The 26,216-nt window shown below is 43.1% G+C and carries 24 protein-coding genes; 11 read left to right on the forward strand and 13 right to left on the reverse strand.

The window, feature by feature from the left end; translation table 11 throughout:
* Positions 1 to 283: 283 nt before the first annotated feature.
* From BO26_RS13685 to BO26_RS24135, 5 genes are all read right to left on the reverse strand, one after another.
* Positions 284 to 1,018: a hypothetical protein gene (locus BO26_RS13685; protein ID WP_036772255.1), complete on the reverse strand. Its 735-nt coding sequence runs from the start codon at positions 1,016 to 1,018 to the stop codon at positions 284 to 286.
* A 62-nt stretch (positions 1,019 to 1,080) separates the two neighbouring features.
* Positions 1,081 to 1,839 carry a hypothetical protein gene (locus BO26_RS13690; RefSeq protein WP_036772256.1) on the reverse strand — a complete coding sequence of 253 codons (759 nt, stop codon included), beginning with the start codon at positions 1,837 to 1,839 and terminating at the stop codon, positions 1,081 to 1,083.
* Between the two features lie 2 nt (positions 1,840 to 1,841).
* Complete coding sequence (locus BO26_RS13695; protein WP_036772258.1) at positions 1,842 to 3,731, reverse strand: lipase family protein; 1,890 nt, start codon at positions 3,729 to 3,731, stop codon at positions 1,842 to 1,844.
* 24 nt (positions 3,732 to 3,755) lie between these two features.
* On the reverse strand, positions 3,756 to 4,058 hold the full coding sequence (locus BO26_RS13700) for a hypothetical protein (protein ID WP_157835559.1): 303 nt from the start codon (positions 4,056 to 4,058) through the stop codon (positions 3,756 to 3,758).
* A gap of 107 nt (positions 4,059 to 4,165) precedes the next feature.
* Complete coding sequence (locus BO26_RS24135) at positions 4,166 to 4,567, reverse strand: contractile injection system protein, VgrG/Pvc8 family (RefSeq protein ID WP_036772262.1); 402 nt, start codon at positions 4,565 to 4,567, stop codon at positions 4,166 to 4,168.
* Positions 4,568 to 4,979: 412 nt separating this feature from the next.
* On the opposite strand from BO26_RS24135, the gene deoC reads away from it, so the two are divergent.
* The 4 genes from deoC (at position 4,980) to deoD (ending at position 9,237) form a co-directional block, all read left to right on the forward strand.
* A complete protein-coding gene (deoC, locus tag BO26_RS13710) occupies positions 4,980 to 5,759 on the forward strand; it encodes a deoxyribose-phosphate aldolase (RefSeq protein ID WP_036772263.1) in 780 nt (259 codons plus the stop codon).
* A gap of 69 nt (positions 5,760 to 5,828) precedes the next feature.
* Positions 5,829 to 7,154: a thymidine phosphorylase gene (gene deoA / locus BO26_RS13715; RefSeq protein ID WP_036772264.1), complete on the forward strand. Its 1,326-nt coding sequence runs from the start codon at positions 5,829 to 5,831 to the stop codon at positions 7,152 to 7,154.
* Positions 7,155 to 7,220: 66 nt separating this feature from the next.
* Positions 7,221 to 8,444, forward strand: coding sequence for a phosphopentomutase (deoB, locus tag BO26_RS13720; RefSeq protein ID WP_036772266.1), 1,224 nt, complete (start codon positions 7,221 to 7,223; stop codon positions 8,442 to 8,444).
* 76 nt (positions 8,445 to 8,520) lie between these two features.
* Positions 8,521 to 9,237, forward strand: a complete 717-nt coding sequence (gene deoD / locus BO26_RS13725; RefSeq protein WP_036772267.1) for a purine-nucleoside phosphorylase — start codon at positions 8,521 to 8,523, stop codon at positions 9,235 to 9,237.
* Positions 9,238 to 9,332: 95 nt separating this feature from the next.
* On the opposite strand, the gene BO26_RS13730 is transcribed toward deoD, so the two are convergent.
* From BO26_RS13730 to BO26_RS13750, 5 genes are all read right to left on the reverse strand, one after another.
* Complete coding sequence (locus tag BO26_RS13730) at positions 9,333 to 10,487, reverse strand: trans-sulfuration enzyme family protein (RefSeq protein ID WP_036772268.1); 1,155 nt, start codon at positions 10,485 to 10,487, stop codon at positions 9,333 to 9,335.
* A 24-nt stretch (positions 10,488 to 10,511) separates the two neighbouring features.
* Positions 10,512 to 11,879, reverse strand: coding sequence for a pyridoxal-phosphate dependent enzyme (locus tag BO26_RS13735; RefSeq protein ID WP_036772270.1), 1,368 nt, complete (start codon positions 11,877 to 11,879; stop codon positions 10,512 to 10,514).
* 695 nt (positions 11,880 to 12,574) lie between these two features.
* A complete protein-coding gene (locus tag BO26_RS13740) occupies positions 12,575 to 12,994 on the reverse strand; it encodes a type II toxin-antitoxin system VapC family toxin (RefSeq protein WP_036772271.1) in 420 nt (139 codons plus the stop codon).
* Positions 12,991 to 13,245, reverse strand: coding sequence for a FitA-like ribbon-helix-helix domain-containing protein (locus BO26_RS13745; RefSeq protein ID WP_036772272.1), 255 nt, complete (start codon positions 13,243 to 13,245; stop codon positions 12,991 to 12,993). Before BO26_RS13745 ends, BO26_RS13740 begins: the two co-directional genes overlap by 4 nt.
* A 231-nt stretch (positions 13,246 to 13,476) precedes the next feature.
* Entirely contained in the window at positions 13,477 to 14,115 is a 639-nt protein-coding gene (locus BO26_RS13750; protein ID WP_036772273.1) for a YtjB family periplasmic protein, read from the reverse strand.
* 116 nt (positions 14,116 to 14,231) lie between these two features.
* Between BO26_RS13750 and serB the strand changes: the two genes are divergently transcribed.
* The 4 genes from serB (at position 14,232) to BO26_RS13770 (ending at position 19,292) form a co-directional block, all read left to right on the forward strand.
* Positions 14,232 to 15,209: a phosphoserine phosphatase gene (gene serB, locus BO26_RS13755; protein ID WP_036772276.1), complete on the forward strand. Its 978-nt coding sequence runs from the start codon at positions 14,232 to 14,234 to the stop codon at positions 15,207 to 15,209.
* Positions 15,210 to 15,233: 24 nt separating this feature from the next.
* Entirely contained in the window at positions 15,234 to 16,616 is a 1,383-nt protein-coding gene (radA, locus tag BO26_RS13760; protein ID WP_036772277.1) for a DNA repair protein RadA, read from the forward strand.
* 12 nt (positions 16,617 to 16,628) lie between these two features.
* Positions 16,629 to 17,876 carry a multifunctional transcriptional regulator/nicotinamide-nucleotide adenylyltransferase/ribosylnicotinamide kinase NadR gene (gene nadR, locus BO26_RS13765; protein WP_036772279.1) on the forward strand — a complete coding sequence of 416 codons (1,248 nt, stop codon included), beginning with the start codon at positions 16,629 to 16,631 and terminating at the stop codon, positions 17,874 to 17,876.
* A gap of 669 nt (positions 17,877 to 18,545) precedes the next feature.
* Positions 18,546 to 19,292, forward strand: coding sequence for an ABC transporter ATP-binding protein (locus BO26_RS13770; protein ID WP_036772281.1), 747 nt, complete (start codon positions 18,546 to 18,548; stop codon positions 19,290 to 19,292).
* A 37-nt stretch (positions 19,293 to 19,329) separates the two neighbouring features.
* On the opposite strand, the gene ettA is transcribed toward BO26_RS13770, so the two are convergent.
* Complete coding sequence (ettA, locus tag BO26_RS13775; RefSeq protein ID WP_036772282.1) at positions 19,330 to 20,997, reverse strand: energy-dependent translational throttle protein EttA; 1,668 nt, start codon at positions 20,995 to 20,997, stop codon at positions 19,330 to 19,332.
* Positions 20,998 to 21,493: 496 nt separating this feature from the next.
* On the opposite strand from ettA, the gene sltY reads away from it, so the two are divergent.
* Both sltY and trpR read left to right on the forward strand, forming a co-directional pair.
* A complete protein-coding gene (sltY, locus tag BO26_RS13780; RefSeq protein WP_036772283.1) occupies positions 21,494 to 23,410 on the forward strand; it encodes a murein transglycosylase in 1,917 nt (638 codons plus the stop codon).
* Positions 23,411 to 23,463: 53 nt separating this feature from the next.
* Entirely contained in the window at positions 23,464 to 23,784 is a 321-nt protein-coding gene (gene trpR, locus BO26_RS13785; protein ID WP_036772285.1) for a trp operon repressor, read from the forward strand.
* 35 nt (positions 23,785 to 23,819) lie between these two features.
* On the opposite strand, the gene yjjX is transcribed toward trpR, so the two are convergent.
* Positions 23,820 to 24,350: an inosine/xanthosine triphosphatase gene (gene yjjX / locus BO26_RS13790; protein ID WP_036772286.1), complete on the reverse strand. Its 531-nt coding sequence runs from the start codon at positions 24,348 to 24,350 to the stop codon at positions 23,820 to 23,822.
* A 54-nt stretch (positions 24,351 to 24,404) separates the two neighbouring features.
* On the opposite strand from yjjX, the gene gpmB reads away from it, so the two are divergent.
* Positions 24,405 to 25,052 (forward strand): 2,3-diphosphoglycerate-dependent phosphoglycerate mutase GpmB, encoded by a 648-nt coding sequence (gene gpmB / locus BO26_RS13795; protein ID WP_036772287.1) that lies wholly within the window; start codon positions 24,405 to 24,407, stop codon positions 25,050 to 25,052.
* Here the strand turns inward: gpmB and robA are convergent.
* The gene (gene robA, locus BO26_RS13800; RefSeq protein ID WP_036772289.1) at positions 25,049 to 25,924 is read right to left on the reverse strand and encodes an MDR efflux pump AcrAB transcriptional activator RobA; all 876 of its coding nucleotides are present in this window, start codon (positions 25,922 to 25,924) and stop codon (positions 25,049 to 25,051) included. The genes gpmB and robA overlap by 4 nt on opposite strands.
* Between the last annotated feature and the right edge of the window lie 292 nt (positions 25,925 to 26,216).

A 26,216-nucleotide genomic window follows, 5' to 3' on the forward strand; every position in this document is an offset into this window, starting at 1 on the left:
TTCAGCTCCGCGTTTAATAAAGTGTGGGATGCGTTCATGACATTTCCTTATTTATCAGGTTGATATTTATATTTAAACAAATCAGTGATAAGACCTTTTCAGCATTATTTTATTTTCCAATAGTCAATAGAATCTCTGTTAATATCCACCCGGCCATCTTTCAATACCGGTAAGTATTTTTTTACATTTATCATGGTAAATTGTCCTCAATCCCGACAACATTTTCTACATAGAGCGTTAAAGCCAATAAGCCTTGTTTATCTTGCTGCAAACTCCAATAACATTATTTTATATAACGGGTATCGACCATTTGAGTTTTGGTTTCAATATGTCCATTGGGATATTCAACCCATTCCTTTTCTCTAGTCACGGTAATTTTTGGCATTTTGGTTTCATCCAGTTTAGGTTTAAAGGTAATTTTCCATTCCGCTCCCGGAACTAACGTTAACCGAAAGGGGTGCACTCTTAATTCACCCTGCAAGAATATTCTTTTCGGGAGCTTTTCAACCATCTTCAATATAGGGTAAATAGTGGGGCTGTAATTAATGGTATTCAATGCCGCCGTTTCGCTAAGATTTGTTTGAACTGCATCATTGATAAACGCGGTTAACCCCGTTCCTCCCCCTCCTTCATATATCACCACATCTTTCATCAGATGACTGACATCGGTATAACCCACGTTCACAAAGGCTCGGTCAATTTTCCATTTGCACCTGCCCCCGCCATTAAAGGGTAACCTCGTCTGAAAGTAACCCGTTTGCGGATCAGCCTTCACATTCAAACGCAATCCATTATAAGTCGGCACCTTATAAGGCGACATATCCGCATGTAACTGATATTCAAGACAGTCTTTCGATATATACACAGCGGACACATAGGGTTTTGTATATTTCGGCGCCACCCCTTCCACCGTGATCCACTGGTTATCTTTCGGGGGAGAAAGCGGTTCATTTGGATCAGCACAGCCCGATATGAATATGGCTAATAATATCGGTAAGTATTTTTTTGTATTTACCATAGTCGGCTTTCCTCAATATCTACAGAGCTATCCGTATGAGTGTCAAAGTTATATTTCCCCGCTTATTTTGCTGGAGGTTTTGGTGCCGTTATTTTCCAGTAATCTATTGATTGCCGATTCAGATCAATTCGCCCATTGGGATACTCAACCCACTCGCCCTTGCCATCAGTCACAGTAATTTTCGGCATTTTGGTTTCATCCAATTTAGGTTTAAAGGTAATTTTCCATTCCGCTCCCGGTGTTAATTTCAATCGAAAAAAACGCATGCCTACTTCACCCTGTAAAAATACGCTTTTCGGCAATCCTTCAACTAAATCCAGAACAGGGTAAATAACCGGGCTAAAATCTATGGTATTCAGTGCCGCTGTTTCGCTAAGGCTTGTTTGGACCGCATTGTTGATAAATGCGGTTAAACCTGTTCCTCCTCCTCCGTCGTATAGAACCGCATCTTTCACCAGGTGGCTAACATCGGTATAACTCACCGATACAAAAGCTCGATTGATTTTCCATTTGCACCGACCTCCACCATTGAAAGGTAATTTCGTCTTAAAGTAACCGGTTTGCGGATCAGCTTTCACATTCAAACGCAATCCATTATAAGTCGGCACCTTATAAGGCGACATATCAGCATGCAGCTGATATTCAAGGCAATCTTTTGAAATATACTCTGCCGATACATGCGGCTGTGTGTATTTCGGTGCCACCCCTTCTACGGTAATCCATTGATTATCTTTTGGGGGCGAAAGCGGTTCATTCGGGTCAGCACAGCCCGATATGAATATGACTAATAATATCGGTAAGTATTTTTTTGTATTTATCATGGTTAATTTTCCTCGATCCCGACAGCATGATCTGTATAGCGAGTTAAAGCTAACATGCCCTGTTTATCCTGTTGAGTGCAAATCAGTGCCTGCTTTAACTGATGGTCCATCTGTAAAAACAAGGTATCGCGTTGTCGAATATCTGCTACAATATCGCTCCTTTCATTCAGAGCTTTTTCAAATAATTGCTCTTGATCCAAGAAAAAGTGATATTTCTCCGGTGCAACCAATTCTGCTAATCGTGCACCAATGTAACGGGCATATTTCAGCGAACTGTGATCAGGAAAACCCAGTGCATCTTTTAAAGTCGGGTTTTCATTCAGCGGAAACCATTTAGCTTTATCTGCCTCACTGATTTGTTGAAAAAATCTTTTCTGAATATTCCCAGCCTCTTTCAGATTATTTTCTGTTTCAGGGTTGAGTGACGGAATTAAATACAATTTTGTTTTGGTCGGTAATGTGGTTCTGAGTCGCACATGATTGCTTGGGTTGCGCTCTTCCAGCCATTCAATGACCAGCGTGATTTTACAAAAATGTACTATTTTTCCATGATGCAGATAAACTTCCCCGCTGTCGGTAAAATCCAGCAATTCAACGGGACTAAACAAATAGCCTAACGGTCCCCAACAATCATAAAGCCAGTTATCTAAGTTTTTTTCTGGCGGTACGGCAGGGACCGGATCATCTTCATTGACATGGCGATAGTGGGTAATAGCAGCCAGTTCCTGTACTGCACTGCGCGTTAAGGTTCGCGGCATCCCATAGCTGTAGAGGCAGGGATTATATTCTTTCAGCTGTGCACTGTGCAGCAATGCCAATGCTCCTCCCAAGCTGTGACCACAAACAAATAACCGTTTGTTTTTAACCAAACTGATAATATCGCGGAATACTGTTGTAATTGTAATTTTATCACTAGGGATTGTTAGCTTTTCAACCAGACTAAATGCTTCCCAAAACCCTTTATGCACTTTACCACTGTGAATAAACCCGCTACACAGGGCTTTTTCATCACAATCTAACCCCAAAGGCTGGTATGCTGCATCCGTGACAGCATCCGTCATGTTAGTTGTACCCCGCCAACTGACAATTACATCACGCTGGCTGGCCGCATAAAACAGCTGGGTATTACCTTGCTTATTATCTCCGGCTTTTGAATTAATAAACTCCACCCGGGTATAACGTTCACTAAACGGCACATCATAAACAATCGGGGTTGCCGACAATGTCTCTACCTTATTAGGCAGCTTCGAGACATCCACCATCTGCCGGTTAAAAAAGTGCGGCACTGAGCCTTCTACGTTGATATCCCCGCCCGCATAAGCCAATACGCTCATCAAACACTGATTATAGGCATTCACAATCGAATACTCTTTCTGATGATGCAACAGCAAAACCCAGGCCCGAAATGGACACACTTCCAATACATATCGCTGATTTAACGGATGAACCTGATAGCCTTTGGGTTCCGGATCAGGAAAATGATAGGGCGGTGGAATTTTTTTAGGATCATTCCAATCATCAAGCACCGGCAATCCATCACTGATCTGCCCAATCGTCACATAGCGATATTGATGGCCTTCGGCTTCTGCTTTTGGCTTCACCACCGACGCCTCTTCTCCCCGTATTTCCCGCAATGGCCGTTGTTCCATCTCATCCGCCAATGGTTGAGCACCGATATACAAAGTGACTGGATGGGGCGGCATCTCTTCTTCCCTTAATAATCCATTGCCATCGGTAACCCCTTTACGTCCCATCAGAGGATTCCCCCGAACTTTCAAACGGTAAGGCATATTAACCAGCGGTTTTCCCTGTTCATCCACCAGCTGAAATTCTATCCAGTGTTTCAGAATGTTTTTACAGTCAATATGATCGAGTGGACCTAATTTGCTCATCGATATGATTTCCTTCTTTTGACATTACATATAGGCGCGCAGCCCAAACATCATATTCTGAAAGTCCCACAAGACTTCACCCATCTGGCTATCAATCACTTTCATCATCAGAAAAGTCTCTGCACTGATGAAACCAACATAGATATCCCGCCAGAAATGAAAATGATGGATTGCATCACCAAAGAAATAAGGTAGTAAAAATCCTATCCCACAGACAAAAAGCCGTGACAATAGTGAGCTGAACGATAGGGATACAGAAATGTATTCCTGTCGATTACCCCTTCGAACAAAGGGAACGGAATTTGAAATTTCCTTCATACTGTTCATATGATGGAACTCAAATTATAGTTATTAAGCTATCATCAAATAGCAAGAAAATTTTTCATTTTTTTAATATCACTATGACCATTTATCATAGCGACCAATGACATCATCTATTCATTCAAATATTGTTCATCAAGCATCTGCAAATAATCTGCACGGGTCAGGTTGCTAATATCACCTCCATTTTCTAAACGCGCTTTTAGCCAATTAATAATCCCTTCCACTAATTGTCCCTCTGGCTCATCCAGCTTTTCAGCTAATAATACTTGCGGACATTTACCGTGATGATGAATAGACACGATTTGCCAGCGGGTATTTATGGCTTCAACCGGGTGTTCGCTGAGGTCAAAGATTTTACCGGGCATCAATTTAAAACAATGACTTTGCCCATAGCCGGCCAAACGTTGGTTCTGAACTGCCTGCTGACGGCGCTGGACAAACGGTTTCGCCTCAGCATCTTTCTGAAAACGTCCGTAACTTTCAAAGATCGAAAACAGGGTATTCCTGTCCAAAGTTCTCTGTTTGGCAGTGAGTTATATTTTTTATCGTGCATTATTTAAAATGGTAGCAGTACCTGATTTGTAGATAAAGCAGAGGGTAAATTTTCATTAATGTGATTTGTATCACATTTAAAATTACTTTTTTGCAAATTACATTTTATTAGTGTGATATATGGCACGATTTTTTGAGCGTCTAAATGTTCAAATAAAGATGTGCTAATAATTTCATGGATAAGGGCGAGGCTCACATTAGGGACCATAAGCTGAAGAGAGCATAGCGCGGTGAAAAGGAGTTCAACTGTCGCCGTGGGCATACCACCGCTACATCTTTAAGGAACCAAGTCCGCTCGCCAACAAACAATCGCTTAAAAGAATACGTAGCTCCGGCGTAAAGCCGGCTACGATAATAACGTTGGAGAGTTTTATGACCGATTTAACCGCAGCAGCGCAATGTGCGCTGAGTTTGATGGATTTAACGACACTTAATGATAATGATACAGATGATAAAGTGATGGCACTTTGTCATCAGGCGAAAAGCCCGGCAGGTAATACCGCCGCTATCTGTATCTACCCACGTTTTATTCCTCTGGCACGTAAGGTATTACGTGAACAGGGCACGCCTGAAATCCGTATTGCAACAGTGACAAATTTTCCACATGGTAATGACGATATTGATATCGCTTTAGCTGAAACCCGCGCGGCTATTGCTTATGGTGCTGATGAGGTAGACGTGGTTTTCCCATATCGTGCACTGATTGCTGGTAATGAACAAATCGGTTTTGAGATAGTGAAAGCATGTAAAGCGGCCTGTGCAGAGGCGGGTGTGTTGCTAAAAGTCATTATCGAAACGGGTGAACTGAAAGAAGCATCTCTCATCCGTAAGGCATCTGAAATTTCAATTAAAGCAGGTGCTGATTTTATCAAAACCTCCACTGGTAAAGTGCCAGTTAACGCCACATTGGAAAGTGCTGAACTCATGATTCAGGTTATTCATGATATGGGCGTTGGTGAAACTGTTGGTTTTAAACCCGCAGGTGGCGTGCGTACTGCTGAAGAGGCAGCACAATATCTGGCATTGGCTGATCGTATCATGGGAGATAAATGGGCTGATGCCCGTCATTTCCGTTTCGGTGCTTCCAGCCTGTTAGGGGACTTGCTGAATACTTTGGGTCATCAGGGGCAAAAACAAAGCAGCAATTACTGATAATCATGCACCTCATCAGTCGGTGTGACATGCTGAACTTTTCCGATGTTAAATAATTAGGAGAATGCTTTGTTGCTGGCACAGGAAATCATCCGTAAAAAGCGTGATGGGTGTGCATTGAATGAAGAAGAGATCCGTTTCTTCATTCATGGCATATGTGAGGACACTGTTTCCGAAGGGCAAATTGCTGCTCTGGCGATGTCTATTTACTTCCACGACATGACGATGGAAGAACGTGTGGCTTTGACACTGGCTATGCGCGATTCTGGTACGGTTTTGAATTGGAAAAATTTGCCTCTGAATGGCCCGATTGTGGATAAGCACTCGACCGGTGGTGTTGGTGATGTCACATCCCTGATGCTTGGCCCGATGGTAGCTGCCTGTGGTGGTTATGTGCCGATGATCTCAGGCCGTGGTCTGGGCCATACCGGTGGTACGCTGGACAAACTAGAAGCGATCCCTGGATTTGATATTTTCCCCGATGACGAGCGTTTTCGTAGAATTATTCAGGATGTTGGTGTTGCGATTATTGGTCAGACCCATTCGCTGGCACCGGCAGATAAACGTTTCTATGCTACTCGTGATATTACCGCAACGGTGGATTCTATTCCTTTGATTACGGCATCTATCCTTGGTAAAAAACTGGCGGAAGGTTTGGATGCTTTGGTGATGGATGTCAAAGTTGGCTCAGGTGCGTTTATGCTGACTTATGAAAAATCAGAGCAATTAGCAGAATCTATAGTTAGTGTGGCTAACGGTGCAGGTTGTAAAGCGACAGCACTGTTGACGGATATGAATCAGGTTCTGGCATCCAGTGCGGGTAATGCGCTTGAAGTTCGTGAAGCTGTTCGCTTTCTGACGGGTGAATATCGCAATCCACGTTTACTCGAAGTTACAATGGCACTCTGTGTTGAAATGCTGGTATCTGGTAATCTGGTGACAGATCGTGAAGATGCCCGTAATAAACTCCAGTCTGTATTAGATAACGGTAAAGCAGCAGAAATCTTTGGTCACATGGTCGCTGCACAGCAAGGCCCGACTGATTTCGTTGAGCGTTATGACCGTTACTTGCCAACTGCCTCGTTCAGCAAGCCGGTATTGGCTGAACAGCATGGATTTATCACTGATATGAATACTCGTACTCTGGGTATGTCTGTGGTTTCCCTCGGTGGAGGGCGCCGTAAAGCTGCGGATCTCATTGATTACAGTGTGGGGCTGAGCAATATTGTTGCTCTGGGTTCAGAAGTGAGTGCGGATACTCCTTTAGCGATAATTCATGCCAATAATGAGAGCCAATGGCAGGAAGCGGCAGAGGCAGTACGTAAAGCTATCGTTTTGGGCGCAGAGGCCAAACCAGCCACACCGATGGTTTATCGCCAAATCAGCGAATCATAACCATACTTATTATTAAACTACGGTGGCATTTCCGCATTGTTGCGTGACTTGACGCAGGAGAAAATTATGAAACGTACATTCATCATGGTATTGGATTCTTTTGGTATTGGAGCCAGTGAAGATGCCGAAAAGTTTGGTGATAAAGGATCTAACACCTTGGGACACATTGCAGAAGTATGCGCTCGTGGTGATGCCGATGTCGGTCGCAAAGGGCCTTTGCACTTGCCGAACTTGAACTGTTTAGGTTTAGGTAAAGCTGCGGAGGAGTCCTGTGGTACTTTCCCTGTGGGTTTGGATAAAGACGCAGATATTATCGGCGCTTACGCTTATGCCAGCGAACTCTCTTCAGGAAAAGACACGCCATCAGGTCACTGGGAAATTGCGGGCGTACCGGTTCTGTTTGACTGGGGATATTTCAAAGATGAAGAAAATAGCTTCCCGCAGGAACTGTTGGACAAACTGGTAGAGCGCGCAAATCTACCGGGTTATCTGGGTAATTGCCACTCTTCGGGGACTGTCATTCTGGATAAACTGGGCGAAGAGCATATGAAAACGGGTAAACCGATTTTCTATACCTCTGCTGACTCAGTATTCCAGATTGCTTGTCACGAAGAAACTTTCGGTTTGGATCGCCTGTACGAGCTGTGTGAAATCGCCCGTGAAGAGCTGACTGACGGCGGCTATAATATTGGCCGTGTCATTGCCCGACCATTTGTTGGTGATAAGGCTGGCAATTTCCAGCGTACTGGTAATCGCCACGATTTGGCTGTAGAACCTCCTGCACCAACCATGCTGAAAAAATTGGTTGATGAGAAAAATGGCACGGTCGTTTCTATCGGTAAAATTGCAGATATCTATGCAAACGTTGGGATTACGCAAAAAGTGAAAGCGACCGGGATTGATGCGTTGTTTGATGCAACTCTGGTTGAGATGGAAAAAGCGGGTGATGACACCATTGTATTCACTAACTTTGTTGATTTCGACTCTTCTTATGGTCATCGTCGGGATGTCCCGGGTTACGCTGCTGCATTGGAGCTGTTTGATCGACGCTTGCCTGAAATGCTGAAACTGGTGAAAGATGATGACATTCTGATCCTGACCGCAGATCACGGTTGTGACCCTACATGGTCTGGTACTGACCATACTCGTGAGCACATTCCAGTTCTGATTTATGGGCCGAAAGTAAAACCAGGCTCACTGGGCCATCGTGAAACGTTTGCTGACATTGGACAGACTGTTGCTAAATATTTTGGTTTGTCGCCAATGGAATACGGCAAATCTATGTTTTGAATCTGATTACTGGCTGCTTTCGGGCAGTCATATGTTCACTAAAATAACCATTAAATGAGAGACAAGGAACTTAATTATGGCCACTCCCCATATTAATGCTGAGATGGGCGATTTTGCAGATGTTGTTTTAATGCCGGGTGATCCACTACGTGCAAAATACATTGCTGAAACTTTTCTGGAAAATGTCCGACAGGTAAATAATGTTCGCGGAATGTTAGGTTTCACCGGTACTTATAAAGGCCGCCCGATTTCCGTGATGGGACATGGTATGGGTATCCCATCTTGTTCCATCTATGCGAAAGAATTGATCGCTGATTTCGGTGTTAAAGTTCTTATTCGTGTAGGTTCCTGTGGCTCGGTACGTCACGACATTAAATTGCGTGATGTCGTTATTGGTATGGGAGCATGTACTGATTCCAAAGTTAACCGTATACGTTTTAAAGATCATGATTTTGCAGCAATTGCTGATTTCGATCTGGTTCGCAATGCGGTTGATGCGGCTAAAGCAAAAAACATTAAGGCACATGTAGGCAACATTTTCTCTATTGAGCTGTTTTATACGCCTGATCTGGAAATGTACGATGTAATGGAAAAGTACGGCATTCTGGGTGTGGAAATGGAAGCGGCAGGTATCTACAGTGTTGCAGCTGAATATGGTGCCAAGGCACTGACTATTTGTACCGTTTCTGATCATATTCGTACAGGTGAACAAATTGTTGCAGAAGAACGCCAGACAACTTTCAATGAAATGATTGAAATCGCGCTGGAATCTGTTCTGTTGGGTGATAAATAACCCCCCTGCTTTTTGTTTTCGGTTACAAATAAAGAACAGCTTTTAAGCTAATGCCAGTCAGTTAACCGATTGACTGGCATTTATTTTTCTCTTTTTTATTGGGCGGCTTTTTCTAGTGCCTGAGCTAAATCTGCGATGAGGTCTTCTGCATCCTCTATGCCCACTGAGATACGTACCAACTGTGGTGTGATCCCGGAAGAAAGGCGTTTTTCTAACGGAATAGAAGCGTGAGTCATACTGAAAGGCTGGCTTATCAAGCTCTCCACGCCGCCCAAACTTTCCGCCAGTGTGAATAATTTCAACTCTTGAATTAACCGACGGGCGTAATCGTTATCACCTTTTAAATGAACAGAAATCATACCACCAAAGCCACTCATTTGACGTTTTGCCAGCTCATACTGGGGATGAGAAGGGAGACCGGGGTAAAAAACAGTTTCGATCTGTGGCTGTTGTTCCAGCCAGTGAGCAAGCTTTGCTGCACTGGCGATGTGACGCTGCATACGCAGAGCAAGTGTACGCATTCCACGTAGAACCAGAAAACTACTAAATGGGTCGAGCACGCCTCCCACTGAGTTTTGCAGAAAACCGAGCTTTTCTGCTAGCTCCGTATTTTTGCCTACGACAGCTAATCCTGCGATGACATCGGAATGACCATTCAAGTATTTAGTGGCGGAGTGCACAACAATATCGAATCCCATATCAAGTGGGCGTTGGATATATGGAGAGGCGAAAGTATTATCCGCGACACTGAGGATTCCGTGTTGTTGGGCTATTTGCGCGATAGCCGCCAGATCGGCTAGTTTGAGCAACGGATTAGTGGGAGTTTCCACCCAGATCATTTTTGTATCGGGACGAATTGCCGCTTTAAGGCCAGTGATATCATCTGCTTTCACGTAAGTGACACGCAAGCCAGCAGTACGGCTGCGTACTTTTTCCAGTAGCCGGTAAGTACCACCGTATAGATCGTCTACTGCTACCAGATGGCTATCTTTGTCCAGCAGTTCTAACACTGTGGAACTGGCTGCCAGTCCTGAACTGAAAGCATAGCCTTGGCTACCGTTTTCCAGTTCCGCTATCGCGTTTTCCAGTGAGTCGCGTGTTGGATTGCCACTGCGGGAATATTCATAACCAGTGTGCTGGCCGGGGGCAGGCTGGGCGTAGGTCGAAGTTGCATAAATTGCTGGCATTACCGCGCCGGTATGATCAGGTGTATAGCCAGAGTGAACAGTTTTAGTATCAAACTTGGTCATAGTGTTGTTATTCCTACGAGAAAATCAATTAAGTTGCTGACGCCATGCGTTCAGCACATCTGTGCGAGTTACGAGTCCAAGGAAGCAGCCATTGTCGACGATGAGTGCCACATGCCCGGCATCGAACGTTGTCATCAATTGTTGCAAAGAAGCGCTTTTATCCAGAGTTTGAACCTGGTGGGTCATGGCGTGGCTAACGGATAGAGTAAAATTGCGTGGATTAGCTTGCACTGTGTGCATTAAATCCCATTCATCGATAATGCCAACGATTTGTTCATCTTTCAGTACAGGTAACTGGGAAATTTCATACAGACGCATTCGGGTATGAGCGGTTTTCAATGTATCTTCCGGCGATACAAAAACCGTAGCGCCATCCTGATAGCGGTAGGTGATATAGTCGCTCAGATCGTGTTGTGGTATACGTGACTGGAACCCTTGTTCCAACATCCAGTAGTCGTTAAACATTTTTGATAGGTACTTGTTCCCGCTGTCACATGCCAGCGTAACTACACGCTTTGGCGTGGTTTGTGAGCGGCAGTAACGCAGTGCGGCGGCCAGTAACGTACCACTGGAAGAACCAGCCAGTATGCCTTCTTTTAACAGCAGATCTCGTGCACTGGAGAAAGCTTCTGCATCACTGACACGATAGGCGTGATGTACCCGACTAAAATCGCCAAGGGGAGGAACAAAATCTTCACCGATGCCTTCCACTTGCCAACTTCCGGCTTCACCATATTTACCGTGTTCGATGTAATCTACCAGAATAGAACCATTTGGGTCGGCTAACACAAACTCGGTTCCTGGTGAGACTTGAGCGAAGTAACTGCTCAGACCGCCTAGCGTTCCGCCGGAACCGACGCCAATTACCACGGCATCGACGTTGTAATCCATTTGCTGCCAGATTTCCGGGCCGGTGGTAGTAATATGAGCGGCTGAGTTGGCTGGATTATTGAACTGATCAATGTAATAAGAGCCTGGTATTTCTTGAGCCAGACGTAGGGCATAGTCCTGATAATATTCTGGGTGACCTTTACTGACATCAGAACGGGTCAGACGTACATCGGTACCCAGTGCACGTAGATGGAACACCTTCTCTCGGCTCATTTTGTCTGGAACAACCAGAATCAGTTTATATCCTTTTAGGGCGGCGACTAATGCTAATCCAATACCGGTATTGCCAGCAGTGGCTTCGATAATCGTACCACCAGGCTGGAGTAAGCCCTGTTTTTCCGCCTGCTCGATCATTGAAAGTGCAACGCGATCTTTAATAGAACCACCGGGATTTTGATTCTCCAGTTTAATAAATAATTGACATGGACCGGTATTAAGATGCGTTAGCTCTAGCAATGGGGTATTACCAATCATATCGAGAACAGAGCGTGATGTGGTCATATCATCTCCAGATAATCCGTTGTATTCATATAGTTATGGAGGATAACTCTGTAAATGTATTTGTTTGAAAGAATGAATCGCAACCATATATAGCCAAATGGAATATACTAATTTTATTTTAGATGTAAAGAAGTATAGATGTTTAGATTTCCGATTTATTAAATTCTGGAGTAAATAAAATCGTTTAATTTACTATCAGGAGTTTATCAGAATAAATCCTGTGATTTTTACCAGAAATTTATACTCCAATAATTTATTTATTAATCTAATATGGATTTGGATTTTAAAAATATTTTATGAACGAGATGATGGATATTTTTATTTTGTTTCTTTTAATCTCTACTGTGATTTTAAAATAATATTTTATAGGGTCTTTTTCTTCATTTTTTTGTATTTTTCATAGTGGGTGTAATAATTATCTCTTTGTGAAGATAATAATTAAGATATACCGAATGAACTTCAAGATGCTTGAGTTGTCAGATATAAAAACATTTAAATTCAACAACATAATCGTTTTTCAAACATGCACTTTGAAGTGTCTTGAGTATATACCTGTTATCTTTTAAGTTGCCTCTTTATTGGCTGCGCTCACTCACCCCGGTCACATCTTTCCTTCGTTAAAAACGAGAGGGTTGCTAGCAACACCGAAGCCATGTTTTATATTTTAAAACCACGGTGTTATAAATAGTCGCCTGTTAATCCTCCCAGGGATTAATCACGCCCACACCTGCCGCCTCGAACGGGCTAATATCTCGTGTGGCAACTATCATGCCATTTGCAGCGGCGATTGCAGCGATATATCCATCAGCTAGGCCGATTGCCAAACCGGCGAACCGTGCTTTTGCCATCAATTCACCGTAAGATTGTGATGCTGACATATCGAATGACAATACACGTCCGACGAATAAAGGTAATATCTGCTTTTCCAGGCTTTCCTGCAACTTGTCGCGTCGTTTCCCCACGGGCAGCGAGGCCAAACCGAAGCGTAGTTCGGCTACAGTTATTGCCGACAGATATAGGGTTTCAATCGGTTGTGCGTCTAGCCACTTAATGACATTCGATTCAGAGGCTTGACGCAGCGGTTCTGAGATCACGTTAGTATCCAGTATGATCATTGAAAACTTACCGGCTTGGCTGGCGTTTTGTCACGCATTTGCTCGATGGCTGTGAACTCCTCATCGGTTAACTTGGCTTGCCGGCCAATCTCAGTTAGCATTGAGCCCAACTTGATCCGGCCTTCGGCTTTTACGGATTTTTCCAGAATGGCGCGTACTTCGGCCTCAGTGCTGTGGCCGTGCATGGCAGCACGAACCCGCAAGGCACGGTGCACTTCATCAGGGATGTTTCTGACAGTCATCATTGCCATAATTCTTTACCTCTATTTGCATTCGATGCATTCAATATAGTTAAGTGAATTCAAACTGGCAAGCGATCCCGACAGAGGTCAGAGGACGTTCAAGGGACGCCTCAGAAAACGAGTTAAGTCAGTCTGGCATATTGAGTGATTGCGCCCCGCCCAATGCGAGGTTTTACGGCGGGTTTTCGCTAACTATTTTGTAGTATTTTTTGGTCATATGTTTCCAGAGCCGATTTTACCTTATTCCTCTTCTTTTTCACTTGATTTGCTGTTGGCTGTTAGCAAATAGGGTGATTGCTGCCAACGGCTTGGTGCTAATTGCAGCAGATTATGCGCCAGAATAAAGCCAATTGCTAAAGCTAATAGGATCATGATCCTGAGCAGGTTAGTTGTGTTGTCTACCTGTTTGGACTCTGTTGCGAGTTTATGTGTATCCAATGTCAGACGCAAAAAACCTTTTGGCTCATCTTTTCCTGGAATGGGAACGACGATTTGGTGATTAAAATAGCTGCCTGCTTTTTTGCCATCTAACGATAAACGATCTCGTACTGATACATTCTCTCCACTATGGGCAACTTGTGTCCCATTTTGAAGGTAAACACTCGCATCGAGTATGCGGCTGTTTTTGGTTAGGTAATTCAAATTAGCGAGTATCTGCTCATTATTAAGATCTTTGCTGCCACTCTCCATATAATCGGATAAGCTGAATGCGACTTGTTTTGCCAGGGTTTTTGCTAATTCCTCAAACTGATCTATCTGGGCTTGTTGGTGAGAACGGCTAAAATAAGAAACACCCTGCATGAGAATTACTAATAAAGCAATACAAATCAATATAATAGCGGTTTTATGCAGTCGAAATTTTAATTTAGCTTTGGTCATAGTTATCCCTTCCAGGCTTTGGTTATCTCAATGTTGCCAGATGCCATACAGAGAGGATAGTTTGAAATGCGACTTTTTGCTGCCAGAGTCATATGGGATTACAGGAGTAGGGATTTATGTCTAATAACCTGGCTTATCGTTATTTGCCGGAAGAGGTCCATAAGTGGCCGGGATTACCACTTTCATTAAGTGGTGAAGAAGTCATGCCATTGGATTACCGGGCTGGTGACAGTGGTTGGTTGATATATGGCCGTGGTTTGGATAAACAGCGTATCAGTAACTTTCAGCATCGGCTTGGAGCAGCAATTGTTATCGTTTCTTCATGGCGTATTGATGATTATCAGGTAGTGCGTATTGCTGGCAGTCTGACGCCGCGTATTAAAAGACTTGCTGATGAGTGTCGGCTGGATGTTGTGCCTTTGGGGCAGATCCCTCGGTTGCGCTCACCAGGTTTGCTGGTAATGGATATGGATTCAACGGCAATTCAAATTGAGTGTATTGATGAAATTGCCCGTTTGGCAGGTGTAGGTGACAAGGTAGCCGAAATTACTGAGCGGGCAATGCAAGGGGAGTTGGATTTTTCTGAGAGTTTGCGAGAGCGGGTTTCTCAGCTTGCAGGAGCTGATGCCGATATCCTGCGACAGGTTGTAGAAGATTTACCACTTATGCCAGGGTTGACCAGTCTGGTGCGTAAGTTGCAGTCATTTTATTGGCATGTGGCAATCGCGTCGGGGGGATTCACCTATTTTGCGGATCATCTGCGCCAGAATTTACGTTTGGTTGCGGCGGTAGCAAATCAGTTAGAAGTAAAAAATGGCAAGTTGACAGGTAAGGTTAAAGGACCAATTGTTGATGCCAAATATAAGGCTGCCACACTGGTGAGATTGGCGAAAAAATTGGATATCCCGTTAGAGCAAACCGTAGCTATTGGCGATGGTGCTAATGATTTGAAAATGATCCGTAAAGCAGGGCTGGGCATTGCTTATCATGCTAAACCGAAGGTTTATGCTCAGTCGAAGGTGACAATTCGCCATGCTGATCTGATGGGGGTATTGTGTGTGTTAAGTGGTGGTCTTAAACACGAAGAACGTTAATGAAGTTGTTTTAGGGAGTGCAGAGTGGCAAAAGCAGCAAAACGAGCGTTTGTCTGTAATGAGTGTGGGGCGGATTATCCGCGTTGGCAGGGACAATGTAGCGCATGTCATGCCTGGAATACTATTACTGAGGTGCGTTTAGCCGCCACACCTTCCTCTCGTAGTGACAGATTCAGTGGTTATGCGGGAGATGTGGGTGTCAGCAGGGTTCAGAAATTATCAGAGATTAGTCTGGAAGAACTTCCCCGTTTTTCCACTGGATTCAAAGAATTTGATCGGGTCCTGGGCGGTGGTGTTGTGCCCGGTAGTGCCATTCTGATTGGTGGTAACCCGGGGGCTGGAAAAAGTACCTTACTGTTGCAGACAATGTGTCAGCTGTCCGTTCAGATGAAAACGTTATATGTCACGGGAGAGGAGTCGTTACAACAGGTTGCGATGCGTGCTTACCGGTTAGGATTGCCGGTTGATAATCTGAATATGCTGTCAGAAACGAGCATTGAGCAGATTTGCCTGATTGCAGAGCAGGAACAGCCAAAACTGATGGTAATTGACTCCATTCAAGTGATGCATATGGCGGATATTCAATCTTCTCCTGGAAGTGTCGCTCAGGTCAGGGAAACCGCAGCTTATCTTACTCGGTTTGCTAAAACCCGCGGTATTGCCATCATTATGGTGGGGCATGTAACCAAAGATGGTTCATTGGCCGGACCAAAAGTGTTGGAGCATTGTATTGATTGTTCGGTGATGCTTGATGGTGAAGCTGATTCCCGTTTCCGCACTCTACGCAGCCATAAAAACCGGTTTGGTGCTGTCAATGAACTTGGTGTGTTTGCCATGACAGAGCAAGGGTTGCGTGAAGTGAGTAATCCGTCAGCGATTTTCCTGAGTCGTGGTGATGAAGTGACAGCTGGCAGTTCTGTCATGGTGGTATGGGAAGGTACCCGTCCTTTGTTGGTGGAAATTCAGGCGCTGGTGGATCATTCGATGATGACGAATCCGCGGCGGGTAGCTGTTGGCTTGGAACAAAACCGATTGGCTATCTTGTTGGCAGTTCTTCATCGTCATGGTGGTTTGCAAATGTCTGATCAGGATGTGTTTGTCAATGTGGTTGGTGGGGTTAAGGTAGCGGAAACCAGTGCAGATCTGGCTTTACTTCTCTCTTTAGTTTCCAGTTTTCGGGATCGGCCTTTGCCCCGCGATTTGGTTGTATTTGGTGAGGTGGGATTGGCTGGTGAAATCCGTCCTGTACCGAGTGGTCAGGAACGAATATCTGAAGCGGCCAAACATGGTTTTAAACGGGCGATAGTCCCTTATGCCAATATGCCGAAAAAAGAGTTGCCGGGGATGAAAGTTTTCGGTGTGAAAAAGCTGGTAGATGCTTTATCTGTTATGGACGATCTTGATTAAACAGGGGGAGATATGGGGCAATTTGACTACCTTAAACAAGCGATTAAACAAACGGGTTGTACGTTGCAGCAAGTTGCTGATGCAAGTGGTATGACCAAAGGTTATCTCAGCCAGTTAATTAATGATAAGATTAAAAGTCCCAGTGCTCAAAAATTGTCTTCTCTCCATAACTATCTTGGATTGCAATATCCTGTGCAAAATAAAATAGTCGGAGTAATATTTGGTAAGTTTTATCCATTGCATACTGGACATATTTATCTGATTCAACGGGCTTGTAGTCAAGTCGATGAGCTACATGTCATCCTTTGCCATGATGAACCAAGAGATAAAGAGCTGTTTATGAACAGTTCCATGTCTCAGCAACCGACAGTCAGTGATCGTCTGCGCTGGTTACTTCAGACATTTAAATATCAGAAAAATATTCATATTCATTCTTTTAATGAACAGGGAATTGAACCATATCCGCATGGTTGGGATGTGTGGAGTAAGGGCATGAAAACCTTTATGTCATATAAGGGGATTAATCCAAGTTACATTTATTCCAGTGAAACTCAGGATGCTCCACGTTATAAAGAGCAATTGGGAATTGAGACTATCCTTATCGATCCACAGAGATCATTTATGAAGATCAGTGGTCGACAGATTCGTCAGGATCCATTCCTTCATTGGGAATATATTCCTACCGAAGTAAAACCTTTCTTTGTTCGCACGGTTGCTATTCTTGGTGGAGAATCCAGTGGTAAATCCACGCTGGTTAACAAATTGGCAAATATTTTTAATACGACCAGTGCCTGGGAATATGGTCGCGATTATGTTTTCTCCCATCTGGGAGGCGATGAGATGGCGTTACAGTATTCAGACTATGACAAGATCGCATTGGGGCAAGCCCAATATATTGATTTTGCAGTGAAATATGCGAATAAGGTTACATTTGTAGATACTGATTTTGTGACTACACAGGCATTCTGTAAGCGATATGAAGGGCGTGAACATCCATTCGTTCAGGCATTGATTGATGAATACCGATTTGATTTGGTCATTCTACTAGAAAATAATACACCTTGGATCGCTGATGGTTTGCGTAGTCTTGGTAGCGATCAGGATCGTAAAGAGTTCCAGCAATTGCTGGAGTGTATGCTAAAAAATAATAATATTAAGTATGTTAATGTGGATTCACCGGACTATGAGCAGCGTTTTTTGCGTTGTATTGAACTGGTTCAGCAACTTTTAGCGGCTAACCCTAAACGTAATATCAGTTGAATCGTTTATAATTATATTCATATATAATATTTTATATGATAAATTAATAAATATATTCGATATATATCTAACTACGATGTGAGTTGTGGTTGGATATTTTTACTTCTTATAAGTAATAAAATATATAATGACCATTAATATTTTTGATACTTCTATTGATTATTTATTCCTTGAATAAAAACAAAATTAATAATTAAATACTTCCCTGTTGATTTATAAATAAAAAATTTTTATCTTTGTGATTTATTAGGAAATAAGATAGGTTGATTTTTGTATTAAATATTTTAATGTTTTATGCTCGGTTTTATTGTGAAAATTAAATATTAACCTTAACTTGTTGTTATGATATTAAGGTGTTTTTATCTATAAAAAATTATTTATCTGATGTTATTTTTGTATTTGAACTAACCAAATAATGGTCTTCCGTTAATGAGTGGTCGATAGGAACGGGTTGATCTTGTTTAGTAAATTTTTGATTTTAGCATACAGATAGCCATTTGAAATAGTCACTGGTAGAAATATTGATATACTTTTAATTAAGATATTTCTTATATGATTTTCCCTCGTTTGTGTAATCTTATAATGATGAATATCTGTATTTTTACGGATTGTTCTGGCTGTAAGTGGTACTGATAATGCCAGATTTCTTACACTATATATGCTGAGATAATGAATTTGAATCAAATCGCTACGATTGAAGCCATTGATATTTCATATGGTTTTTCTAACAGTAAAACTAACCAGAAAATGATTTCAGGCATCACTCTTTCTATTTTTCCAGGTGAATTTACTTTGATTACTGGGGATCTCGGTTCAGGAAAAAGTACTTTGCTGGCAATGATTTCTGGGCTGTTGCATCTCGACAGAGGAAAAATATTAATTGCTGATCACGAGTTGGGTAAACTGAATAACTGTGAATTAGATAGATTTCATTCGATAAATTGTGGTTTTATTTTTCAAAGAATTAATTTATCTAATGAACTCACGGTCTTGGATAATTTGCTATTATCCCTATCCTGTGGAATCATGACTTCTTGTCAGGGATCGATAGCTAAAGCAACTAAGGCACTCAATATTGTTGGTCTGAAACATAAGAAAGATGTATATCCCAAGGAATTGGGTGATAGTGAAAAACAACGGGTAGCAATAGCCAGAGCAATTGTGAATAGTCCCCGGTATTTGTTTGCTGACGAGCCAACTTGTTATCTTGATAAATATGACTGCCAAACAGCCATTGATATCTTAAGTTTTATTGCCCGTTATCAAAGGGGAACGGTTGTTGTCGCTTCACAGGATAATAGGCTTATTAAACATGCAGATCGTATTATTACTTTGAAAGAAGGGAAAATTATTCATGATACGCATCTTACATATAGCATCATGAATAAAACTATGAGCTTGTATGAGGATAATTAAAGGAAAACGGCCTGTTATCAGGCCGTTTTTAATATGATTATTTACTCATTCTCTTGTATTTAATGCGATGCGGTTCTAGTGCTTCAGCTCCCAGAGTCCGCTTCTTATAATCTTCGTATTCACTGAAGTTACCTTCAAAGAAAGTCACTTTACCTTCATCCTGATAATCAATGATGTGGGTTGCGATACGGTCAAGGAACCAGCGATCATGGGAAATAACCATTGCACAGCCAGGGAATTCTAGCAGGGCATTTTCTAGTGCGCGCAAAGTTTCAATATCTAGATCATTGGTTGGTTCGTCGAGCAGCAGCATGTTACCGCCAACTTGCAGTAGTTTAGCCAAATGAAGTCGGCCTCTTTCACCGCCAGACAGTTCACCGACACGTTTACCTTGATCAACGCCTTTGAAATTGAAACGGCCAACATATGCGCGGCTTGGGAGTTCAAAGTTACCGATACGCATGATGTCTTGACCGCCAGAAATCTCTTCCCAGACGGTTTTTTTATCATCCATATTGTCACGGAACTGATCGACAGAAGCCAGTTTGACAGTTTCTCCTAACGTGATCGTGCCGGAATCAGGTTGTTCTTGGTTGGAAAGCATACGGAATAGGGTGGATTTACCAGCACCGTTAGGCCCAATAATCCCGACAATGGCTCCTTTGGGGAGGGAAAAGCTCAGATTATCGATGAGAACTCGGTCGCCATAGGATTTAGTCAAATTTTCTACTTCCAGAACTTTGTCACCCAAGCGTGATCCTGGCGGGATAAACAGTTCACTGGTTTCGTTACGTTTTTGATATTCAACGCTGTTTAATTCTTCAAAACGGGCTAAGCGTGCTTTACCCTTCGCTTGACGACCTTTTGGATTTTGGCGGACCCATTCCAATTCTTTTTCGATAGATTTACGGCGGGCGGCTTCTGTCGAGGCTTCCTGAGCCAGGCGAGCATCTTTTTGCTCCAGCCATGAAGAGTAGTTACCTTCCCATGGGATACCTTCACCACGGTCAAGTTCCAGAATCCAGCCAGCAACGTTATCAAGGAAGTAACGGTCGTGGGTAATGGCAACAACAGTACCTTCATAATCATGCAGGAAACGTTCCAACCAAGCGACAGATTCGGCATCGAGGTGGTTAGTCGGTTCATCCAGCAGCAGCATATCTGGTTTTTCTAGCAGTAAACGACAGATTGCTACGCGGCGGCGTTCACCCCCGGATAGATGCTCAATTTTTGCATCCCATGGTGGCAGACGTAGTGCGTCAGCTGCACGTTCAAGCTGATTATCAAGGTTATGACCATCATGTGACTGAATAATCGCTTCCAGTTCACCTTGTTCTTTAGCCAGTTTGTCAAAATCAGCATCAGGATCAGCATAGGCTGCGTAGACTTCATCCAAACGCGTTAGTGCGTGTTTCACCTCACTAACCGCCTCTTCTACGGCTTCGCGCACCGTGTGCTCAAGATTTAATTTTGGCTCCTGAGGTAGATAGCCAATTTTAATCCCTGGCTGTGGACGGGCTTCACCTTCGATGTCTTTGTCAATACCGGCCATAATACGTAATAAGGTGGATTTACCCGCGCCGTTAAGACCAAGGACACCAATTTTTGCTCCCGGGAAGAAACTCAGGGAGATATTTTTCAGAATATGACGTTTCGGGGGAACAATTTTACCGACCCGATGCATGGAGTAAACATATTGAGCCACGTTGCTATAAGCCTCGCTATCTCTGATTGTTATAATGCCTGCTTTGCGAAGCAAGTCGCATGGACAGGACGTATTGGTATTTGATTATATCAAGTTAGGTTATTTATGTTCATCTGAACACGATTTGCTGTAGTTTACCCGATTTAAGTTAATAAACTCTATAACCCGATTGCTGGAATAAAATGATTCAGGGTTAAGTTTATTAAGCGTGATTAATTTACTTAGATAAAAAACTTACCTTTATGGGATATTTGGTTAAATATTTTATAATGTGATAAATTAATGTGGTAATTAGTGTTAATCATATTATTATGATGTTTATACCCGTTATCTTTCAAGTTGTCTCTTTGTTGGCTGCACTCACTCACCCCGGTCACCTAGTTATCTATGCTCCCGGGGATTCGCTTCCTTGCCGTCGCGATGCATCTTGAAATCCATAGGATATATATATGTGCGCAAATCTGTTCAATTTTATCTCCGGGAGAAGTGTGTGGTAATGGCTAAATGGCAACACCTTGCGATGGCTGTAGGATTGGTTGTTGTATCTGTAACAGCAAACGCTGATTCTCTCAATGACCAGCGGCAAAGATATCAGCAGATTAAGCAAGCCTGGGATGCCAGCGATATGACTAAAGTGGCGAGATTGATGCCGACGTTGAGAGACTATCCGCTTTATCCTTACCTGGAATATCGAGAATTGACTCATGATCTCGCTCTTGTGACATCAAAACAGATCCGTGATTTTATTGATAGTTATCCTAATTTGCCGCCTGCACGTTCCCTATCATCCCGTTTTATCAATGAACTTGCGCGCCGTGAGGATTGGAGGGGTGTGCTAGCGTTTAGCTCTACGGTGCCAAAATCTATTACAGCCCGTTGTAATTATTATTTTGCTAAATGGGCCACAGGTGAGAAGTCGGTTGCCTGGCAGGGAACGAAAGAGGTTTGGTTAAATGGGCACTCTTTACCAGCCAGTTGCAATAAATTATTGGATGTCTGGCAGCAGGCTGGTTATTTATCAGCGGAGCTGATATTACAACGTATAAATCTCTCATTGAAAGCGGGGAATACTTCTCTAGTCAGTTACCTCGCTAAGCAATTACCACCAGGATACAAACGTATCAGTGATGGTCTGATTAAATTGCAAGCTGAGCCAGTGACCGTATTAGATTTTGCCAGTAATACTGGGCCGACTGATTTTACGCGCGCGGCCACCATAGCCGCTTTTTCTCGCCTTGCTCGTCAAGAGCCGGATCAGGCAAGAGCGATCATTCCATCAATTGTCAAAGTACAAAAGATGAATGTAAGTGAACACCAGCGGTTAAAAGAGATTGTTGCATGGCAGTTGATGGGGAGTGTGACCTATGAGCAGGAAAAATGGCGTGATGATGTGATCCGTGATACTCAATCTGTTTCACTACTTGAACGGCGTGTTCGTTTGGCATTGGGTAACGCAGATGAGCGTGGTCTGGAACAGTGGATCACATTATTACCGTTAGAGGTCCAGAATAAAGATCCGTGGCGTTATTGGCGAGCCAGTATTTTATTGGCACAGGGTAAAAAAGGTGCAGGTGAGGCAATATTGCGTAAGCTGACAGACGGTCGTGGTTTTTATCCAATGGTTGCTGCGCAAAAACTGAATATCAGTTACCCATTAATCATTAATACAGCAAAGAAACCAGATGCGACTATTGCTTCAATACCCGAAGTGAGAAGGGTAAGGGAACTGATGTATTGGCAAATGGATAATCTTGCCCGCATAGAGTGGAGTAATCTGGTCGCTAGCCAGAATAAATTGAAACAAGAACAACTGGCACGTTATGCATTTGATCAGAAATGGGCTGCCCTTAGTGTGCAGGCGACAATAACCGGAAAAATGTGGGATCATCTCGAAGAACGTTTTCCATTAGCATGGCGGCAGGAGTTCAACCACTTTACTTCAGATAAAGGGATTTCTCAGAGTTATGCAATGGCGATAGCGCGTCAGGAAAGTGCCTGGAACCCGCAAGTGAGTTCTCCTGTCGGTGCAGTTGGTTTGATGCAGGTGATGCCGGACACTGCGGAATATACTGTTAAACAAAATGGTATTCAGGGATATATAAACAGTAGCCAGCTTATAAACCCATTGACTAATATCGAAATTGGTACTGCTTATCTTGAGTCTGTTTATCAACGTTTTGGAAATAATCGGATACTTGCCAGTGCCGCTTATAACGCAGGCCCAACTCGTGTAGATCGCTGGTTATCTAACAGTGGTGGGCGGTTAGATGCGATAGCTTTTATTGAAAGTATTCCGTTTTCTGAGACCCGCAATTATGTCAAAAATGTTTTGGCTTATGATGTTTTCTACAGTAATTTCATGGGTAAGTTATCAAATGTGTTGACTAGTGCAGAATGGCAAAGGTGTTACTGATTTATGACAAATTATGTTATGCTTCTGTACTAGTTAAATAGTATGAATTGATTATGGCTCAAAATCACCTGACAGATCCGGCACTTTCGCCACAAAATAATGAAGATTGGCAACGTTTTGTCACTTTACTCCAACAAGCTTTTACACAAAATCTACAGCATCCGGTTTTGCAGTTATTATTGACACCGGATGAACGGGCAGCGCTGGCCACAAGGGTCCGCATTATCCAGGAATTAATGAGTGGGCAAATGAGCCAACGTGAGCTGAAAAATGAGCTTGGGGTTGGAATTGCGACTATCACACGCGGTTCTAATAGTCTAAAATCCGCGCCGAACGATGTGAAAGCTTGGTTAGAAGAACAATTATTGAGATGATAGGCCGCAGGTTGCGGCCCATGATGAATGCTTGTTTAACGGGCATCCAGCTCTTTATAAATTTCATGGTGTACAGGTACTAAAGCGAGGATAAGGGCTTGGTGGTATACACTGGTACGAGTCAGGATACCATTGGTGAAAAAGCCAATGGCACCACCTTTCCATTTGATGTTATCAATACCTGTAAGATGAGTCATTTCATGGCCTAATTCCCTGCCTTCACGGATACCATTAAGAACTTTTTCTGGTAGCATCAGACTGGCTGAGCGAGATTCTCCACGAATTTGCTGATATTCTACGACCATCCAGGCAAACGTCATATCATCTTCAATACCTGCTTCCACACCAACCCAAAAGTCTGCTTCAGGGCGAACTTGTCTGGCGGCCATCACACGCTGACGAGCGCCGGTGCGAGTTTCTGCATTACCGATCGGTTGCTGTGGGACGCTACTGTCTACGTTGATATCTTCAATCCGGTATGCACCTGGCCCAAAAACATCGTCAAATGCGAGACTAATAGCCTTAATTTTGGCGGGGTTGGTGGTTGCAGCAATAACGTGATACATAATAAATAAGTTATCCTTTGAACTAATATTTACGCAGTATAACGGAAAACGAAAATGTTACAGGTATATCTTGTTCGCCATGGGGAATCCGAATGGAATGCGGAGCGTCGTATTCAGGGACAATCTGACAGCCCTTTAACTGAAACAGGCGAATATCAGGCCAGATTAGTGGCACAAAGAGTAAAATCTGAAAGTATTACTCATATTATTACTAGTGATCTCGGACGTACACGACGCACAGCGGAAATCATTGCGGAGGTTTGTGGTTGTGAAGTTATTCTGGAGCCACGTTTACGTGAATTGAACATGGGAGTGCTTGAGCGCAGAAATATTGATTCACTGACTTCTGAAGAGGAAAACTGGCGTAAGAAAGTGCTCGATGGTACACCAGGTGGGCGCATCCCGGAAGGTGAGTCTATGGATGAGTTGGCTGTGCGCATGCGAGCTGCTCTGGAAAACTGCCGTAATCTGCCTAATGGTAGTCGACCATTATTAGTCAGCCATGGAATCGCTCTGGGATGTTTGGTTGGCACAATATTAGGATTACCCGCACATGCTGAACGTCGTCTTCGTTTGCGTAATTGTTCTTTGTCCAGAGTGGATTACCAAAGCAGCCCGTGGCTGGCATCTGGTTGGATTGTAGAAACGGCAGGCGATATCACACATCTGGATTCGCCTGCACTGGATGAATTACAGCGTTAACGTAGGATAGGGATGAGATATTGAAATTCGACGATATGATTCTCCGCTTCCTTGTCTCTGTCATTTGTATTCGTGAGATAATAACGCTCGATATCGTATCCTTTTCTGCGGGTTAGATTCAGTATTGGCAGGCAAATACCATAGACGGTGAACAGGAAATCCTGTAAGCCTTCTTTGGTGCCATAGTAACTGAATGAGACATACTCTCCCGCCGGTAATGTAACGGGTTGGCTGCCTGCTACATCAAACTGTGCATATTTTGGTTCTACTGCTGTGGTGTAGAACACCGTTTGCTCATCTTCCTTTTCTGGATTGAGAATCGCATGGTGAAGACCATAAAGCACTGGCGGTAACACTTCTGCATTTTGCAGATAGTATGTCCAGAAATTATGGCGCATTTCAGTACAAAAACTTGACCATTGTTCCAGCGTATAGGAACAAGATTGCTCTATACCAACCAGCTGCTGTTCTTCCAGCGTGATGTATGTTGCTTCTGGAATATGCCTTTTATCCAGTAATATCGGCGGGCAGATACCTGTAGCACACCATTCTTCACTGAGTCGATAAAGTGCTGGTGTTTTGTTGAATTGCTTTTTAAATGCACGGGTAAAAGTTTGTTGGGAGTCAAACCGGTATTGCAAAGCAATATCCAGAATAGGGCGGCTGGTTAAACGTAAAGCAACAGCGGCCCGTGATAACCTTCTGGCGCGGATATAAGAGCCAATAGCTTGGCCGGTAACGTCTTTAAACATACGTTGCAGGTGCCATTTAGAATAGCCTGCTTTGGCTGCAACATTGTCGAGTGATAACGATTGATCTAAGTGATTATCTAGCCAACGTAATAAATCACGAATGATGCTGGTTTGATCCATACATCTCCTTAGTCATTAAGACCAGAAAGAATAATATAAGAGCCTATATCACTAGGCTATTTTGTTTGTCATTCTGAACAAGTACGTAGAGTGAGCGAAATGGGCATTCTCATGTATCTCATATACATTCTGGTTTCTACGTGCTGTTCGTGTTCACAATTTATTGACAAGAATAGTATTCAACAATAACTCTACTGGATATAAGCACTAAGTGTAAAACAAGTCTTCTATTTACAATAGGATACTTGTTAAGATTATTATTTCACTCATTACTTTGTGAAATTATATTTAT

Origin of the sequence: Photorhabdus australis DSM 17609 (genome assembly GCF_000711895.1) — a bacterium.
Lineage (GTDB): Bacteria > Pseudomonadota > Gammaproteobacteria > Enterobacterales > Enterobacteriaceae > Photorhabdus > Photorhabdus australis.